Annotated in this window: 14 protein-coding genes; 7 read left to right on the forward strand and 7 right to left on the reverse strand. The window is 66.9% G+C overall.

The annotated features are described in order from the left end of the window. Nucleotides 1-136 precede the first annotated feature (136 nt). The 6 genes from lptD to IMW82_RS11605 are packed head-to-tail and all read left to right on the forward strand — an operon-like array spanning nt 137 to nt 7,046. Complete coding sequence (gene lptD / locus IMW82_RS11580; RefSeq protein WP_211004552.1) at nt 137-2,518, forward strand: LPS assembly protein LptD; 2,382 nt, start codon at nt 137-139, stop codon at nt 2,516-2,518. Nucleotides 2,519-2,552: 34 nt separating this feature from the next. After that, on the forward strand, nt 2,553-3,893 hold the full coding sequence (locus IMW82_RS11585) for a peptidylprolyl isomerase (RefSeq protein ID WP_108472662.1): 1,341 nt from the start codon (nt 2,553-2,555) through the stop codon (nt 3,891-3,893). A 15-nt stretch (nt 3,894-3,908) separates the two neighbouring features. Beyond that, the gene (pdxA, locus tag IMW82_RS11590) at nt 3,909-4,955 is read left to right on the forward strand and encodes a 4-hydroxythreonine-4-phosphate dehydrogenase PdxA (protein ID WP_211004553.1); all 1,047 of its coding nucleotides are present in this window, start codon (nt 3,909-3,911) and stop codon (nt 4,953-4,955) included. Next, nucleotides 4,952-5,749 (forward strand): 16S rRNA (adenine(1518)-N(6)/adenine(1519)-N(6))-dimethyltransferase RsmA, encoded by a 798-nt coding sequence (rsmA, locus tag IMW82_RS11595; protein WP_211004554.1) that lies wholly within the window; start codon nt 4,952-4,954, stop codon nt 5,747-5,749. Before pdxA ends, rsmA begins: the two co-directional genes overlap by 4 nt. Before the next feature lie 46 nt (nt 5,750-5,795). After that, entirely contained in the window at nt 5,796-6,179 is a 384-nt protein-coding gene (gene apaG / locus IMW82_RS11600) for a Co2+/Mg2+ efflux protein ApaG (protein ID WP_007509311.1), read from the forward strand. 15 nt (nt 6,180-6,194) lie between these two features. Beyond that, complete coding sequence (locus tag IMW82_RS11605; protein WP_211004555.1) at nt 6,195-7,046, forward strand: symmetrical bis(5'-nucleosyl)-tetraphosphatase; 852 nt, start codon at nt 6,195-6,197, stop codon at nt 7,044-7,046. 72 nt (nt 7,047-7,118) lie between these two features. On the opposite strand, the gene secA is transcribed toward IMW82_RS11605, so the two are convergent. Together secA and IMW82_RS11615 are read right to left on the reverse strand one after the other, a co-directional pair. Beyond that, nucleotides 7,119-9,854 (reverse strand): preprotein translocase subunit SecA, encoded by a 2,736-nt coding sequence (gene secA, locus IMW82_RS11610; protein WP_211004556.1) that lies wholly within the window; start codon nt 9,852-9,854, stop codon nt 7,119-7,121. A 192-nt stretch (nt 9,855-10,046) separates the two neighbouring features. Beyond that, a complete protein-coding gene (locus IMW82_RS11615) occupies nt 10,047-10,976 on the reverse strand; it encodes a M23 family metallopeptidase (protein ID WP_108471907.1) in 930 nt (309 codons plus the stop codon). Between the two features lie 27 nt (nt 10,977-11,003). On the opposite strand from IMW82_RS11615, the gene IMW82_RS11620 reads away from it, so the two are divergent. Beyond that, nucleotides 11,004-11,486 (forward strand): DUF721 domain-containing protein, encoded by a 483-nt coding sequence (locus IMW82_RS11620; RefSeq protein WP_211004557.1) that lies wholly within the window; start codon nt 11,004-11,006, stop codon nt 11,484-11,486. 184 nt (nt 11,487-11,670) lie between these two features. Here IMW82_RS11620 and lpxC read toward each other — a convergent pair whose 3' ends face one another. The 5 genes from lpxC to IMW82_RS11645 form a co-directional block, all read right to left on the reverse strand. Then, nucleotides 11,671-12,585, reverse strand: a complete 915-nt coding sequence (gene lpxC / locus IMW82_RS11625) for a UDP-3-O-acyl-N-acetylglucosamine deacetylase (protein ID WP_108471909.1) — start codon at nt 12,583-12,585, stop codon at nt 11,671-11,673. Nucleotides 12,586-13,032: 447 nt separating this feature from the next. Next, complete coding sequence (gene ftsZ, locus IMW82_RS11630) at nt 13,033-14,223, reverse strand: cell division protein FtsZ (RefSeq protein ID WP_108471910.1); 1,191 nt, start codon at nt 14,221-14,223, stop codon at nt 13,033-13,035. Nucleotides 14,224-14,347: 124 nt separating this feature from the next. Further along, nucleotides 14,348-15,580, reverse strand: coding sequence for a cell division protein FtsA (gene ftsA / locus IMW82_RS11635; protein ID WP_108471911.1), 1,233 nt, complete (start codon nt 15,578-15,580; stop codon nt 14,348-14,350). Beyond that, nucleotides 15,577-16,311, reverse strand: a complete 735-nt coding sequence (locus tag IMW82_RS11640; RefSeq protein WP_211004558.1) for a cell division protein FtsQ/DivIB — start codon at nt 16,309-16,311, stop codon at nt 15,577-15,579. The genes ftsA and IMW82_RS11640 overlap by 4 nt, the downstream gene beginning before the upstream one ends. Beyond that, nucleotides 16,308-17,258: a D-alanine--D-alanine ligase gene (locus IMW82_RS11645; RefSeq protein ID WP_211004559.1), complete on the reverse strand. Its 951-nt coding sequence runs from the start codon at nt 17,256-17,258 to the stop codon at nt 16,308-16,310. The genes IMW82_RS11640 and IMW82_RS11645 overlap by 4 nt, the downstream gene beginning before the upstream one ends. Nucleotides 17,259-17,260 lie beyond the last annotated feature (2 nt).

Below are 17,260 nucleotides of genomic sequence, written 5' to 3' on the forward strand. Positions count from 1 at the left end.
CACCGCGCCCTGCATCGAATTTCCCCCTTTTGATGCCCGCCCATGCTGAATCCCGGCGTGCGGCGGGAAACGTTCAGCTGCCGTCCGGGGGGTCTTTCTGCTAGCTTAACGAGCCTTCGAAGCCGGCAGATTCCCCGTGACGCCCAAGCTACCTCCACGCCGCCTGCTGGCAGTCGCTGCCGCCCTTGCCCTGTTCGGCGGCCAGGCCGACGCCAGCAGCACCCAGGCCCGGCCCGCGAGTCCCGCCGCCCCGATCGACCAGGCCTGCCCGCTGGGCTCGTTCCACTGTGCGCCGCGCCCGCTCAACTACGCGATGTGCCGGCCCAACGCCTTGCTGGAGTTCTACGACCCCAGCCTGGGCACGGACACCCGCCTGCGCGAAACCAGCCCCACCCTGGTGCAGGCGCAGCACGTGGACAGCTCCAACCAGTCGGTCTACCACCTGTCCGGCGAAGTGAAACTGCAGCGTGCCGACCAGCAACTGCAGGCCGAGCGCATCGACTACAACGACCAGAACACCGACTACGACGCCCGCGGCAACGTGCGCTACCAGGAAGCCGGCCAGTTGCTGGCCGCCTCGAGCATGCGTGGCAATACCGAAGCCAGCCGCGGCATCGCCAACGACGTGCGTTACCAGATGCTCGACGCGCGCGGCAACGGCACCGCCGGCCAGGGCCAGATGCTGGATGCGCAGCACACCCGCTACTCGCAGGCCACCTACTCCACCTGCGACGTCGGCCACCACCTGTGGGAGTTCCGCGCCAAGTCGATCACCATCAACAAGGAGACCGGCGTCGGCGTGGCACGCAACGCCACCATGCGCCTGGGCAACGTGCCGTTCCTGTACCTGCCGTATTTCAGCTTCCCGGTCGACGACCGCCGCAAGACCGGCTTCCTCTACCCGACCATAGGCCATACCAGCCGCGCGGGCTACGAGATCAGCACGCCGTACTACCTGAACCTGGCACCGAACTACGATGCCACGCTGGACCCGCGCATCTACAGCGCGCGCGGCGCGATGCTGGCCGGCGAATTCCGTTACCTGACGCCGGGCAGCCGCGGCCAGCTCAACGTGGAATACGTGCCGAACGACCACGGCGAAAGCGACGGCCTGGCCGACACCAGGGGCGACTCACGCTACCTGGTGAAATTCGCCGACAACACGCAATTGTGGAAAGGCTGGCAATTCGTCGGTTCGTACAACCACGCCTCGGACAGCAGCTACCTGTACGACTACGGCGACGCCCTGTCCCACGCCGCGGTCTATACGCTGGCTTCCAACGCCGCGATCGTGGGCGGCGGCAAGTGGTGGAACGCCTCCTTCGGCGGCACCATCTACCAGAACATGAACCCGTTCGTGACCGACAGCGGCCTGCCGTACAAGCAGCTGCCCTACGCGAAGTTCAGCCTGGATGTACCGCTGTCACGCTGGCTGGAATTTGGCATGGACAGCTCGGCGGTGGCCTTCCGCAAGAACGGCTTCATCGAAGGCCAGCGCGAAGACCTGTATCCCTACCTGGCGGCGGACTTCGGCAGCTCCGCCTGGTTCGTGCGCCCGCGGCTGGCCTACCGCTACACCGCCTACCAGCTGGACAGCAGCTACCAGAATTACGGTTATGGCGGACTGCTCGGCAGCGGCGCGACCACGCCGTTCGACCAGAAGTCGCCGAGCCGTTCGCTGCCGATCATCAGCCTCGACAGCGGACTGGTGTTCGACCGCAGCACCACGCTGTTCGGCGACAGCTACACGCAGACCCTGGAGCCGCGGCTGTACTACCTGTACGTGCCGTACCGCAACCAGAACAACCTGCCGCTGTTCGACACCAACGCGATGTCGTTCGACTACTGGCAGCTGTTTTCGACCAACCAGTTCTCGGGCGCCGACCGCCAGATGGACGCGAACAACCTCACCGCGGCGCTGACCACCCGCCTGCTGGACGACGGCGGCGTCGAGCGGGTGTCGGCCAGCATCGGCCAGATCCACTATTTCAGCCCGCAGAAAGTGCTGGGCACGGATTGGGTGCGCTCGGCCTATGTGGCCCAGCTCGACATGCAGCTCAGCGACCACTGGCGCCTGAACAGCGCCTACCAGTGGAGCCCGAACACCCGCCTCACCGACCTGGCCGCGGTGCAACTGCAGCGGCGCATTCGCACCGACGGCATCCTCAACTTCTCCTACCGCTACCGTCGCGGGCTGCTGGAACAATACAGCGCGTCCGTGGTCTACCCAGTGTCCGAACGCTGGCGACTGGTGGGTGCATGGACCTATTCGGTCAAGGACCGCGAGAGCGTCGATGCACTGGCGGGCGTGGAATACGACAGCTGCTGCGTGTCGCTACGGCTGGTGGGGCGCAGCTACGTGAACCAGAGCTACTACGGCTTCGGCCCGGTTCCGACCGGCGGCAACACCAACCATCGCGACAACGCCGTCATGTTCGAAGTGGTTTTCAAGGGGCTGGGCTCCACCGGCGGCCAAATCGATCCACTGCTGCGCCGTGATATTCTCGGCTATCAATAAACGCATTCGCCCCGGCGACCCAGGCTTTCCACAGATGAAGCAATCCCTCGCATCTCTCCTGCTCGCGCTCGCGATCATGCTCCCCGCCCACGCCCAGCTGCTGGCCCCGGCCGCGCCGGCCGGCCAGTCGCTGGACCGCATCGTGGCGGTGGTCAACGACGACGTGATCCTGCAGAGCGAGCTAAACGACGCGGTGGCCTCGGTGCAGCAGCAGTACGCCGGCCACACCGAGCAGTTGCCGCCGATGAACGTGCTGCAGCAGCAGGTACTCAACCGGCTGGTGCTGATGCGCCTGCAGATCCAGAAGGCGCAGGACCAGGGCATCCACGTCTCCGACGCCGATGTCGACCAGGCGATCCAGGGCGTGGCCCAGCAGAACAAGCTCAGTCCCGAGCAGTTGCGTACCGAGGTGGAACGCAGCGGCGCCAGCTTCGCCTCGTTCCGCCAGCAGCTGGCCGACCAGATCACCGTGCAGCGGCTGCACCAGAGCGTGGTGCAGGATTCGGTCTCGGTCACCGACAGCGAGATCGACAACCTGCTCAGCAGCCCGACCTACAAGGCCGGCGAAGTGCATCTGGCGCACATCCAGATCAGCATCCCCGGCGGCGCCGACGCCGCCGCGATCCAGGCCAGCCAGGCCAAGGCCGAGCAGGCGCTGGCCGCGATCAAGGGTGGCATGGATTTCAACGCCGCCGCGATCCGCTACTCCGATGCGTCCGATGCACTGGACGGCGGCGACCTCGGCTGGCGCCGACTGGACGAGATTCCGCCCGCGTTCGCCGACACCATCGCCTCGATGAAGCCCGGCGACGTCAGCCCGGCACTGCGCGGCCCGACCGGCTTCCACATCCTCAAGCTGGTCGACCAGCGCCAGAGCAGCCGCAAGGTGGTCGCCGAGCTGCACGCCCGGCAAATCCTGATCAAGCCGAGCGAACTGCTGACTCCGGCCCAGGCCGAGCAGAAAGCGCAGGACCTGTACCACCGCATCGTCGACAAGCACGAGGACTTCGCCACCCTGGCGAAGGAAAACTCCAAGGACGACACCACCGCCAACCTCGGTGGCGACATGGGCTGGTTCCCGCCGCAGGCGTGGGGCGAGGCGATCGCCGCCCAGCTGGCCCAGCTGAAGGACAACCAGGTGTCTAAGCCGTTCCAGAGTTCCGCCGGCTGGCACATCGTGCAGCGGCTCGGCGAACGCCAGAGCGACCAGACCGTGCAGATCGAACGCGACCAGGCACGTCAGGCCATCGGCACGCGCAAGTCCGAGCAGGCCTACGACGACTACCTGCGTGACCTGCGTTCCAATGCCTATGTCGACATCCTGGTGCCCGAGCTGCGCGTCGCGGACGACCGGGCTGCCGCCAGCTCGCCGTAAAGGCGGCTGAACGTCATGCCATTGCCCCGGCTCGCGCTTACCGCGGGTGAGCCGGCGGGCGTCGGCCCCGAGCTGCTGGTGCGCCTGGCGGCCACGCCGCTGGCGGCCAGCCTGGTGGCGATCACCGACCGCAACCTGCTGCAACGCGCCGCGTCGCGTTGCGGCCTGGCCGTCGAACTGGCCGATGACGACGGCAGCACGCAGACGGCGCGTCGTCCCGGCACGCTGCGTGTGCACCACACCCCGCTGACGATCGACGAAGTCCCCGGCCGGCCCGATCCGCGCAACGCCCGGCACGTGCTGGACACCCTGGCCGAGGCCGCCGACGGCTGCATGGCCGGACGCTACGACGCCGTGGTCACCGCGCCGCTACAGAAATCCTCGATCAACGACGCTGGCATCCGCTTCAGCGGGCATACCGAATTCTTCGCCGGACGCGCGCACGCCGACGTGGTGATGATGCTGGCCAGCCCGGAATTGCGGGTGGCGCTGGCAACCACCCACCTGCCGCTGGCGGCGGTGTCGGCAGCGATTACCCGCGAGTCGCTGGCGCGCACGCTGCGCATCGTGCACGCCGAACTGCGCGCGAAGTTCGGCCTGGCCGAGCCGCGCATCGCGGTGCTCGGCCTCAACCCGCACGCCGGCGAGGGCGGCCACCTCGGCCGCGAGGAACTGGACACCATCATCCCGCTGCTGGACGAGCTGCGCGCCGAAGGCCTGCAACTGCTCGGCCCGCTGCCGGCCGACACCGCCTTCGTGCCGTCGCAGCGTGTGCGCTACGACGCGGTGCTGGCGATGTACCACGACCAGGCGCTGCCGGTGCTGAAGAGCGAGGCGTTCGACCGCACCGTGAACCTCACCCTCGGCCTGCCGTTCATCCGCACCTCGGTCGACCACGGCACCGCGCTGGACCTGGCCGGCACCGGCACCGCCGACCCGGCCAGCCTGTTCGCCGCGGCGAACATGGCCTTGGAACTCGTGGCGCACCGTGGCACTCATCCGTCCTCGCCTCTGCGGGGAGAGGAGCGCGGTGAGGGCCCAACCTTGCGAAAGACCCCATGAACCACGCCCCCGCACGCCCCAAGAAAAGTTTCGGCCAGCATTTCCTGCACGACCGGCGCTACATCGACCGCATCGTCAGCGCGATCGCGCCGCGGCCGGAAGACTTCGTGGTCGAAATCGGCCCCGGCGAAGGCGCGCTGACCCTGCCGCTGCTGGCTGCGGCCGGCAGGCTCACCGCGATCGAGCTGGACACCGACCTGATCCCCGCCCTGCAGGCGCGTGCCGCCGCCGCGGGAGAACTGCACATCATCCACGCCGACGTGTTGAAGGTGGACTTCAGCGCGCTCGCACACAGTCATGGCGTGCCGCGGCTGCGCATCGCCGGCAACCTGCCGTACTACATCTCCAGCCCGATCCTGTTCCATTGCATCGAGCACGCCGCGGCGATCGCCGACATGCACTTCATGTTGCAGAAGGAGGTGGTCGAGCGCATGGCCGCCGAACCGGGCAGCAAGGTATACGGCCGGCTGTCCGTGATGCTGCAGCTGGCGTGCCGGGTCGAGCCGCTGTTCGACGTGCCGCCGGAAGCCTTCCGCCCGCCGCCGAAGGTGGAGTCCGCCGTGGTGCGGCTGCTGCCGCTGCAACCGCACGAGCTGCATGACGCACAGCCCGGGCATGTCTACGCCGTGGTCAAGGCCGCGTTCGGGCAGCGGCGCAAGACGCTGGCCAATGCACTGAAGCAACTGCTCGATGACGAGGCGATCCGCCGCGCCGACGTCGACCCGAAAGCGCGCGCCGAAACCCTTGCCCCGGCCGACTTCGTACGCCTGGCCAAGGCCTACGGCAGTCTCTGACGGGCAGCGGCGCCCCATTCGCGGCGACAGGCCTTACAATCCGGACATGACTGAAAAATCTTCCTACACGATCGACGTGCAGGTCGAAACCCGCTTCGTCCCCGATCAATCGAAGCCCGGTGACAATCGCTACGTTTTCGCCTACACCGTTACCCTGCGCAATGCCGGCGAGATGCCCGCGCGCCTGCTCACCCGCCGCTGGATGATCACCGACGCCAACGGCAAGGTGGAGGAAGTGACCGGCGAAGGCGTGGTCGGCGAACAGCCGTGGATGCGGCCCGGCGACGATTTCGAATACACCTCCGGCGCCGTGCTGGAAACCCCGGTCGGCACCATGGGCGGCAGCTACCAGATGCTGGCCGACGACGGTACGGAATTTGAGGCGCCCATCCCGACCTTCACCTTGTCCATTCCGCGTACGCTGCACTGATGGCCCTGCGCTGACATGGCTACGTACGCGATCGGCGACGTGCAGGGTTGCTATCCCGAACTGCAACGCCTGCTGGAGAAAGTGCGCTTCGACCCGGCGCAGGACCAGCTGTGGTTCTGTGGCGACCTGGTCAACCGCGGCGGGCAATCGCTGGACACGCTGCGGCTGATCCACGGCCTGCGCGAGCACAGCGTGGTCACCCTGGGCAATCACGACCTGAGCCTGCTGGCCATCGCCCAGCGCCGGCCCGACGCGCAGGCGCGGGTGAACCCGGAGCTGCGCGAGGTACTGTTCGCCGACGACGCGCCGGTGCTGTTCGAGTGGCTGCGCTCGCAAAAGCTGCTGCACCACGACGAGCAGCTGAACTGGACCATGGTGCACGCGGGCCTGGCACCGATGTGGACGCTGCGCCAGGCCATGCGTTCCGCCCAGGATGTCGAGCGCGAGTTGTCCAGCCCGCGCCACCCGCGGCTGCTGCGCAACCTGTTCGGCAACCGGCCGGCGCAGTGGACGAGCCGGCTGCAAGGCCTGGATCGCCAGCGCGCCACCATCAATACGATGACCCGCATGCGCTACTGCGACGTCAACGGCCGCATCGACTTCGAGGCAAAGGGCATCCCCGGCACGCAGAAGGCCGGACTGTACCCGTGGTTCGAGGTGCCCGGCATGCGCCGGCGCGACACCCGCTTCGTCTGTGGCCACTGGTCGACGCTGGGCCGATTCGCCGGCCTCGGCGTGCACGCGATCGACACCGGCTGCGTCTGGGGTGGACAGCTCACCGCCCTGCGACTGGACAGCGAGGAGCCGCAATACGTCACGGTCAACGCCGAACCGCATCGCAAGCGGCCGCCGGGCGGCGAGGATTGATTCGCCACGGATCGAACCGACAGGCATGAAAAACCCCGCCGCGGCGGGGTTTTTCATGCCTGTCGAACCGGCTCAGGCCAGCTGGCCGTGGCAGTGCTTGTACTTCTTGCCCGAGCCGCACGGGCACGGGTCGTTGCGACCGACCTTGGGGCCGTCATGCTGGGCCGGCTGGGCCAGGCGCATGCCGGCACCCACCGCCGGTTCCGCGGCGCCACCGAACGCGCCTTCCGCCGGCGCACCGCCGCCGCTGGCCAGCATCTGTTTCTGCAGGCGATCAGCCAGGCGCCGCTGCTCGGCCTCCATCGCGGCGACTTCCTCCTCGCTGCGGATACGGATCCGCGCCAGCATCTGCACCACTTCGGCCTTGATCCGCTCGAGCATGTCGGAGAACAGCTTGAACGACTCGCGCTTGAACGCCTGCTTCGGGTCCTGCTGCGCGTAGCCGACCAGGTAGATGCCCTGGCGCAGGTAATCCATGCTGGCCAGGTGATCCTTCCAGGCGTTGTCGACCACGGTCAGCATGATGTGCTTTTCCAGCTGGCGCATGGTCTCGGCGCCAATCTGCGCTTCCTTCGCCTGGAACAGTTCGTTCACCGCGGCGCGCACGTGCTCGAGGATCATCTTCGCGTCGATCTCGTGCTGCTGCTCGACCCAGCGCTTGAGGTCGAGCGACAGGCCGAGCTCGCTTTCCAGCTCGCGGTCGAGACCGGCCAGGTCCCACTGCTCGTCGATGCTGTCATCCGGCACGAATCCGCGCACCATGCTCTGCACCACGTCGTCGCGGATGTCGGCGACGGTGGCCTGCACCTCTTCGCCGTCGAGCAGTTCGTCGCGCTGGCGGTAGATCACCTTGCGCTGGTCGTTGGCGACGTCATCGAATTCCAGCAGGTGCTTGCGGATGTCGAAGTTGTGCTGTTCGACCTTGCGCTGCGCCTTCTCGATCTGCCGGCTGATCATGCGATCTTCCAGCGCGTCGTCGTCCTTCATGCCAAAGCGCTTCATCCAGCGCACCAGGCCTTCGCCACCGAAGATGCGCAGCAGGTTGTCTTCCAGCGACAGGTAGAAGCGCGAGGAGCCCGGATCGCCCTGGCGGCCGGAACGGCCACGCAGCTGGTTGTCGATGCGCCGCGACTCGTGCCGCTCGGTACCGATGATGTGCAGGCCGCCGGCAGCGACCACCTGCTCGTGCAGTTTCTTCCACTCGACCCTGACACGCTGGCGGTCGGCCTCGCCGGCCTCCGCCGGCAGCTCCGCCAGCGCCGCGTCCAGGCTGCCGCCGAGCACGATGTCGGTACCGCGGCCGGCCATGTTGGTGGCGATGGTGACTTGGCCGGGCGCGCCGGCCTGGGCCACGATGTGCGCCTCGCGCTCGTGCTGCTTGGCGTTCAGCACCTCGTGCGCCACACCGGCCTTCTTCAACAGGCCCGACAGCAGCTCGGACACCTCGATCGAGGTGGTGCCGACCAGCACCGGCTGCCCGCGCTTGTGGCAATCCTTGATGTCTTCGATCACCGAGTTGTACTTCGGCGTCTGCGACAGGAAGATCATGTCCGGGTTGTCCTTGCGGATCATCGGCTTGTGGGTGGGGATCACCACCACCTCCAGGCCGTAGATGCTCTGGAACTCGAACGCCTCGGTGTCGGCCGTGCCGGTCATGCCGGCCAGCTTCTTGTACATGCGGAACAGGTTCTGGAACGTCACCGTGGCCAGCGTCTGGTTCTCGCGCTGGATCGGCACGCCCTCCTTCGCCTCCACCGCCTGGTGCAGGCCGTCCGACCAGCGCCGGCCCGGCAGGGTGCGGCCGGTGAACTCGTCGACGATGATCACCTCGCCGTCGCGCACGATGTAGTCCACGTCGCGCTGGTAGATGCCGTTGGCGCGCAGCGCGGCGTTGAGGTGGTGCACCACTGCCAGGTTCTTGGAGTCGTACAGGCCGCTGTCCTGTTCGATCACGCCGCCCGCGCGCAGCAGTTCATCGGCGTGCTGCATGCCCGCCTCGGACAGGTGCACCTGTTTCTGCTTCTCGTCGACCCAGTAGTCGCCCTCGCCGTCCTCCTCGGCCTGGCGGACCATCTGCGGCACGATCTTGTTCACCGCGAGGTACAGCTGCGGGGAATCCTCGGCCGGGCCGGAGATGATCAGCGGCGTGCGCGCCTCGTCGATCAGGATCGAGTCGACCTCGTCGACGATCGCATAGTGCAGGCCGCGCTGGTAGCGCTGTTCCTTGCTCAGCGCCATGTTGTCGCGCAGGTAGTCGAAGCCGAACTCGTTGTTGGTGCCGTAGGTGATGTCGGCGGCGTAGGCCGCGTGCTTGTCGGCGTGGTCCATGCCCGGGTACACCACCCCCACGGCCAGGCCGAGGAAGTTGTACAGCTTGCCCATCTGGGCCGAGTCGCGCCGGGCCAGGTAGTCGTTCACGGTGACCACGTGCACACCCTTGCCGGCCAGCGCATTCAGGTAGACCGGCAGCGTGCCGACCAGGGTCTTGCCCTCACCGGTGCGCATCTCGGCGATCTTGCCCTGGTGCAGCACCATGCCGCCGATCATCTGCACGTCGTAATGACGCATGCCCAGGGTGCGCTTGGCCGCCTCGCGGACCACCGCAAACGCCTCCGGCAGCAGCTTGTCCAGCGACAAGCCCGCGGCAACGCGTTGCTTGAACTCGTCGGTCTTGCCGCGCAGCGCGTCGTCGCTCAACTTTTCGAATTCGGGCTCCAGCGCATTGATGCGGTTGACACTCTTGGAAAGCTGGCGCAATACGCGTTCGTTGCGGCTACCAAACAGGCTCGTCAGGGCACGATTGAACATCGATCTTCCGGGTTGGGAGTGAAATGCCTGCGGCAGGCGCGGGCCAATCGGGCATGTTACTACATGCCCGCCGGGCGCCGCCCATGAGGCCGGCCCCACCGGGATACGGCCGGCCAGGCCATGCCGCCACGCAGTCCTGAATGGCGCCAGCCGGAGCGGGATTCAAGGGATGGCCGGGGCGAAGACCCGGCGTCAGCGGTGGTTGCGCACGAACGCCAGCGGATTGACCACGCGGCCGTCGTACCAGACCTCGAAATGCACATGCGACCCGGTGGAGCGGCCGGTGGAACCCGCGCGGGCGATCACGTCACCCACCTGCACATGCTGGCCCGGACGCGCCACCAGCGCACTGTTATGCGCGTAGCGGGTCATGTAGCCATTGCCGTGGTCGATCTCGATCACGTTGCCGTAGCCGCTGCGAACACCGGCAAAGGTCACCATGCCTTCGGCCACGGTGTGCACTGGCGTACCGAGCGGGGTCGAGATATCGATGCCGGTGTGCCGCGCCGAGCGGCCGTCGAACGGGTCCGCGCGCACGCCGAAATAGGAGGAGATGTAGCCCGGCACCGGCATCCCGGTCGGCTTCAGGTTGGACTCGATCCGGGCATCCAGCAGCAAGCTCTGCAACGCCGACAGCTGCGCCTGCTGCCGGTCGAACTGGCTGGCCAGCTGATTGATGCTGTCGTCCAGCGCGGGCGGCAGGGCGTAGGCGCTGCTGCCGGCATCCTCGACGCCACCCACCGCCGGCTGCTGGTCGAAATCGAATTCGCCATCGTCGAGCTTGCCAACCTCGGCCAGCCGCTCGCCCAGCGCATTCAGACGGGTCGACTGAGCCTGCAGCTGACCCAGTTTCACGGCCAGCGCATCGAGGCCACGCTGGGCATCTTGGCGCACGCCACCCAGCTGGGCATTCTGCTGCTGAATCTGCTGCTGCAGGTCGTGGATCTCGACCAGTGCCCGATCACGCGGGCTGGCCACCAGCATGGCCAGCGCCACGCCGGCCCCCATGCAACCAAGCACCGCCAGCGCGGCCGCCGAAAACAGCTTCCAACGCAGGCGGTGATCCGCCAGGTCGAGGGTCTTCGGCAATTTCCTGGCGCGTGATACGAGTATGATCTGCATGTCTTTCCAGGGTCGAATTCCGGCACCATGCAGCGCGCCACTCCGGCCACTTCCCGTCGCACCGGCAACGGACCGAAGTCCCTCGCCGACTGCGGCTCCTTCGCGACACTGGCCCGAAAGGCCGGTGCGCTGGAAGCGCTGGACCGCGCACTGCGCCAGACGTTGCCATCGCCATTGCGCGAGCAGGTGAGATTCGCCAACCTGCGCAACGACCGCCTCGTCTTCCTGGCGTCTTCACCGGGCTGGGCCTCACGCCTGCGACTGATGCAGACGCAAATCCTTGCCGCCGCACATGCCATCGGCACCTGCGCCAGTTCAGTCACCGTGAAAGTAGTTCCCCCACCACCGGTCGCCACAGCGCCGGACCGGTCGAAACCGCTTTCGCCCGCCGCCGCCGCCCACCTCAGGGCTGCCGCCGCGTCATTCACAGACCCCGAATGGCGGGTACTGTTCCTTGAGCTGGCGTCCTTCGCCGAAACCGCTGATTCCCCCTTGCCCGGCACGGACTGATCTGCACCGACCCGCGTACCGGAGGCGGTTTTATAACACGCCGTTTGTTAAGGAGTAATCCGCCATGTCATGGAGGCGTGAAGCGTAACGCGGTGAAAATGTGATACGCATCACGAAAAACGGCCCTGTCTCGCGACAGGGCCGTTTCTTGTAAGGGGTTTGTGGAGGAGAAGCGAGCGTCGGCTCAGATCGCCTGTGCCGGGTGGGCGTAGGAGATCGGCGAGGTGGCCGGGTCGTCCTGGTAGCTGACCTCTTCCCACGCCGAGGCATCGGCCATCAGCGTGCGCAGCAGCTTGTTGTTCAGCTCATGACCGGATTTGTGCGCGTGATACGCGCCGATCAGGCTATGGCCGAGCAGGTACAGGTCACCGATCGCGTCGAGGATCTTGTGCTTGACGAACTCGTCCTCGTAACGCAGGCCGTCCTCGTTCAGCACGCGGTAGTCGTCCAGCACCACGGCGTTGTCCATCGAGCCGCCCAGCGCCAGGTTGTGTTCGCGCAGCATCTCGATGTCACGCATGAAGCCGAAGGTGCGTGCGCGGCTCACTTCCTTGACGAAGGAGGTGGTGGAGAAGTCGATCTCGGCACGTGAGGTGCGCTGGCTGATGATCGGGTGGTTGAAGTCGATCGAGAAGCCGACCTTGAAGCCTTCGAACGGCTCGAAGCTGGCCCACTTGTCGCCTTCCTGAACCTTCACCGGCTTCTTGATGCGGATGAAGCGCTTGGCCACGTTCTGCTCTTCGATGCCGGCAGACTGCAGCAGGAAGACGAACGGACCGGCGCTGCCGTCCATGATCGGCACTTCCGGCGCGGACAGGTCGACGTAGGCATTGTCGATGCCCAGGCCCGCCATCGCCGAGAGCAGATGCTCGACCGTGGAAACGCGCACATCGCCGTTGACCAGCGTGGTCGACAGTCGGGTGTCGCCGACATTGTCCTGGCGGGCGCGAATATCCACCGGTGGATCGAGATCCGTGCGGCGGAACACGATGCCGGTGTTCGGCGCGGCAGGACGCAAGGTCATGTACACCTTGTCACCCGTGTGCAGGCCGACGCCGGTCGCCCGGATGATGTTCTTAAGCGTACGCTGCTTGATCATTGTAGTTGGTACCCGTGTAGGCAGCAGCCAATCAGGAGCGGATGCTAACACAGTTTTAACCTGCGATAAAAGCAAACCGTACCGTACAGTCTGATTAAGCCTTCATGTTTCTTTCATCCTTGAAAGCTGAGGGAGCGTCCGCTGCGGTTTTCCCGACCAAGCGATGGTTCGACACGACGCCCCGTGCCTGGACGGGAATCCGGCACGGGGCATCGGACCGGCCGCCACGGGAAGCCCATGGCCGCTGGTCGTGCGTCATCCCGACGCACAGCCTTGCTGCTTACACCTGCAAACGGCCTCCCCAGGCCAATCCTCGACCCACCTCGCACCTCGGCACGATCGGCCAAGGCCGCTGACACGATGGGAATAGTGACCGACCCAGCGGGCATTCGTTCAATACTTTCGCATCTCCTTAACTTGTGCAAGCTGCCAGAAGTCAATCTTCCATCAGTCGGCCTGGCGGCGCAGGAACGCCGGGATATCCAGGTAATCGAAGCCCGGCTCGGCGTTCTTCGCCGGCGCCGCGGACTCCGCACGGCTGTGGCTGACCACCATGTCCGGCTGCGCGTAGTCGACCACTTCGTTGCCGGTACCGGTCCGCAGCACCACCGGACGCGGCCGCATCTGTACCTGCTGGGTGGTTTCCACCATGCGGATCGGCGGTTGCTGGCGGGAGGCGACGGCACGGTTGAGGCCGGTGGCGACCACGGTGACCCGCACGTCGTCCTTCATTTCCGGGTCGAGCGAGGTGCCCATCACCACGGTGGCGTCTTCGCTGGCGAAGTCGTGGATGATCCGGCCGATCTCGTCGAACTCGCGCATGGTCAGGTTCGGACCGGCGGTGACGTTGACCAGGATGCCGCAGGCGCCGTTGAGGTTGACGTCTTCCAGCAGCGGGTTCTTGATCGCCGCCTCGGCCGCCGCCTGGGCACGGTCGTCACCGCGGGCGGTGCCCGAGCCCATCATGGCCAGGCCCATCTCCGACATCACGGTGCGCACGTCGGCAAAGTCGACGTTGATCAGGCCCGGGGCCGTAATCAGGTCGGCGATGCCCTGCACGGCGCCCTGCAGCACATCGTTGGCGGCCTTGAACGCATTGAGCAGGGTGACCTCGCGGCCGAGTACGCTGAGCAACTTCTCGTTCGGCACGGTGATCAGCGAGTCGACGTGCTGCGACAGGTCCTCGATGCCCTTCAGGGCGACCTGCATGCGCCGGCGGCCCTCGAACGGGAACGGCTTGGTGACCACCGCCACGGTGAGGATGCCCTTTTCCTTGGCCAGCTGCGCCACCACCGGCGCCGCACCAGTACCGGTGCCGCCGCCCATGCCGGCGGTGATGAACACCATGTCGGCGCCTTCCAGCATCGCCTCGATCCGCTCGCGATCCTCCAGCGCGGCCTGCCGGCCGACCTCGGGGTTCGCGCCGGCACCGAGGCCCTTGGTCACGTTGCCACCGAGTTGCAGGTGGGTGCGCGAGCCGCAGCTGTTCATCGCCTGCGCGTCGGTGTTGGCGACGACGAATTCCACGCCTTCGATGTTGGCATTCAGCATGTGCGCCACGGCATTGCCGCCGCCGCCGCCCACGCCGATCACCTTGATGACTGCATTGGGTGCGAGTTTATCAATCAGTTCAAACATTTCCCGTCCTCCGTAGAGTTGTTGTCGTTGTAACCATGCAGCGCGACTCCTGTCGGTCCATGGTGGTGGGCGAACGTCCTTCTGCCCGTGGCTGCGCCTCCTGCGCCGCTTAGAAAAACCATCATCAGAAATTCCGGGTAAGCCAGCCGCGCAACTTGCCGACCAGGCCGCCGACGCTGCCGCCGGCCGAGCCGCCCATGCGCGTGCCGCCCGCGCGCGAGCCATGCAGCAGCAGGCCCACGCCGGTGGCGTGCAGCGGACTGGAAACGACTTCGCCGAGGCCGTCGATCTGCTGTGGCACGCCGATGCGCACCATCTTGTGGAAGATCTCCTCGGCCAGTTCCAGCGCGCCTTCCATCTTCGAGGCGCCGCCGGTCAGCACCACGCCGGCGGCGACCAGGCTCTCGTAACCGGAGCGGCGCAGCTGGTCCTGCACCATCTCGAAGATTTCCTCGTAGCGCGCCTGCACACTCTGCGCCAGCGACTGCCGCGCCAGCCGGCGCGGCGGGCGATCGCCCACGCTGGGCACCTGGATGGTTTCCTCGGCGTGCGCCAGTCCGGTCTGCGCGCAGGCGTACTTGATCTTGATTTCCTCCGCGTGCGCGGTCGGCGTGTGGACGCCGTACGCAATATCGCTGGTGACCTGATCGCCGCCGACCGGCAGCGAGGCGGTGTAGCGGATCGAACCCTGGGTGTAGATCGCGATGTCGGTGGTGCCGGCGCCGATGTCGACCAGGCACACGCCAAGCTCGCGCTCGTCATCGGTCAGCACCGCCTTCGCGCTGGCCACCGCCGACGGCACCAGTTCGTCCACGGTGAGGCCGCAGCGCTGGATGCACTTGGTGACGTTCTGCACCGCCGCCGCCGCGCCGGTGACCAGGTGCACGTTCGCCTCCAGCCGCACGCCGCTCATGCCGATCGGCGCGCGGATGCCGTCCTGGCCGTCGATGCGGTATTCCTGCGATTCCTTGTAGAGCACCTTGCGGTCGGCCGGGATCGCCACCGCGCTGGCCGCTTCCAGCACCTGTTCCAGGTCGCCGGCGGTCACCTCACGGTCGCGGATCGCCGCGTTGCCGTGCGAGTTGCGGGTTTCCAGGTGGCTGCCGGAAATCGAGGCGTAGACCGAGCGGATGTCGCAGCCGGCCATCAGTTCGGCTTCCTCCACCGCGCGCTGGATCGAATGCACGGTCGACTCGATATCCACCACCGAACCGCGCTTCATGCCACGCGAGACGTGGGTGCCGATGCCGATCACGGTGATCGGTTCGCCCGGCTCGTACTCGCCGACGATCGCCACCACTTTCGAGGTGCCGATGTCGAGCCCCACTACCAATTGCTTGTCATTGCGTGGCTTCATGAGCGGGGCGAACCTCCAGCGTTGACGGCGGCCGTCTGCGGCCAGCGCACGGCGAATCCATTGGTGTAACGAAGGTCGGCGTAGGCGAAACCGTCGGCATGGCCGGCGATCAGCTGCGGATAGACGTCAAGGAAGCGGCGCAGCCGGCGCCCGGCCTGCTCGCGATCGCCGATGACGATCTGCGCGCCATCCGCGGTATTGACGCTCCAGCTGCCGCGCTCGGTCAGCGCCACACCGGTGACCTGCAGATGGGTGCCGGCGAACGCCTTGCTGGTTTCCGCGTAGAAGCTGACCACCTCGGCCAGCCGCGCGTCCGGCCCGCGCAGATCCGGCAGCGCGCCGATGCCAGCCATGCCGGGTGCCTCGAACACCAGCCCCTGCCGGCTGATCAGCTGCTTGTCGTTCCAGCGGGCAAACGGCTGGCGCTCGTAGATGCGCAACTGCAAGGTGTCCGGCCAGCGCTTGCGCGCCTCCACCGATTCCACCCACGGCAGCGCAGCCACCGCCTTCTGCACCGCGTCCAGATCCAGCGCAAAGAAGCCCTTGCCCAGCCGCGGCCGCACCGCGGCGCGGATGTCGTCCGCGCTGACGTGCTTGAACTCGGCCTGCACCGTGAGCTGGGTCACCGGCCAGCGCCCGGCCGCGAACCAGCCGCGCAGCACGCCGACGATCGGCAGCACGACCAGCGCGATGGCGAGGCACCAGGCGACGAGGCGGATGGCTCCCTTCACAGGCCCTCCCGGAAACTGGTTTCCAGCACGCGCCAGCACAGTTCCTGATAGTCGATGCCGGCCGCCTTGGCCGCCTTCGGCACCAGCGAGTGCGAGGTCATGCCTGGCGCGGTGTTCACTTCCAGCAGCCAGTTGCGGCCCTGGCGGTCGCGCATCACGTCGACCCGGCCCCAACCCTGGCAACCCAGCGCATCGAACGCGGCCAGCGCCAGCGCGCGCAGCTCCGTCTCGGCATCGCCTTCCAGGCCGGGGCACAGGTACCGCGTGTCTTCGGCGATGTACTTCGCGTTGTAGTCGTAGAACGCGCCCTTCGGCACGATGTGGATGCTGGGCAGCACCTGGCGACCGAGGATGGCGACGGTCAGTTCGTCGCCCTCGATCAGGGTTTCCATCAGCAGGTCGCCCGGATACCTCGCCGCCAGCTCGACCGCCTGGTCCAGCTGCGATTCCTCGAACACGCGGGTGACGCCCACGCTGGAACCCTCGCAGGCCGGCTTCACGATCAACGGGAAGCCGATCTGTTTCGCCGCCGCGTGCACATCCGCGCCACGCGGCAACGCCACGAACTTCGGCGTCGGCAGGCCCAGCGACTGCCACACGCGCTTCGAACGCGTCTTGTCCATCGACAGCGCCGAGCCCAGCACGCCCGAACCGGTGTACGGCACCTTCAGCGCCTCCAGCGTGCCTTGCAGCACGCCGTCCTCGCCACCGCCGTGCTGGCCGTGCAGGATGTTGAACACGCGCGCGAAGCCACCGGTGCGCAGCGCGTCGAGCAGGGCCGGAATGCCGTCGACCGCATGCGCGTCCACGCCGCGCGCCTTGAGCGCTTCCAGCACGTTGCGGCCGGAATCCAGCGAGACCTCGCGCTCGGCCGAACTGCCGCCCATCGCCACGGCGACGCGGCCGAAGCGGGCGGGGTCGCTGATCTTGTTCACGGCCACCTTCATGC

This window comes from Rhodanobacter sp. B2A1Ga4 (assembly GCF_018101315.1).
GTDB lineage: Bacteria > Pseudomonadota > Gammaproteobacteria > Xanthomonadales > Rhodanobacteraceae > Rhodanobacter > Rhodanobacter thiooxydans_A.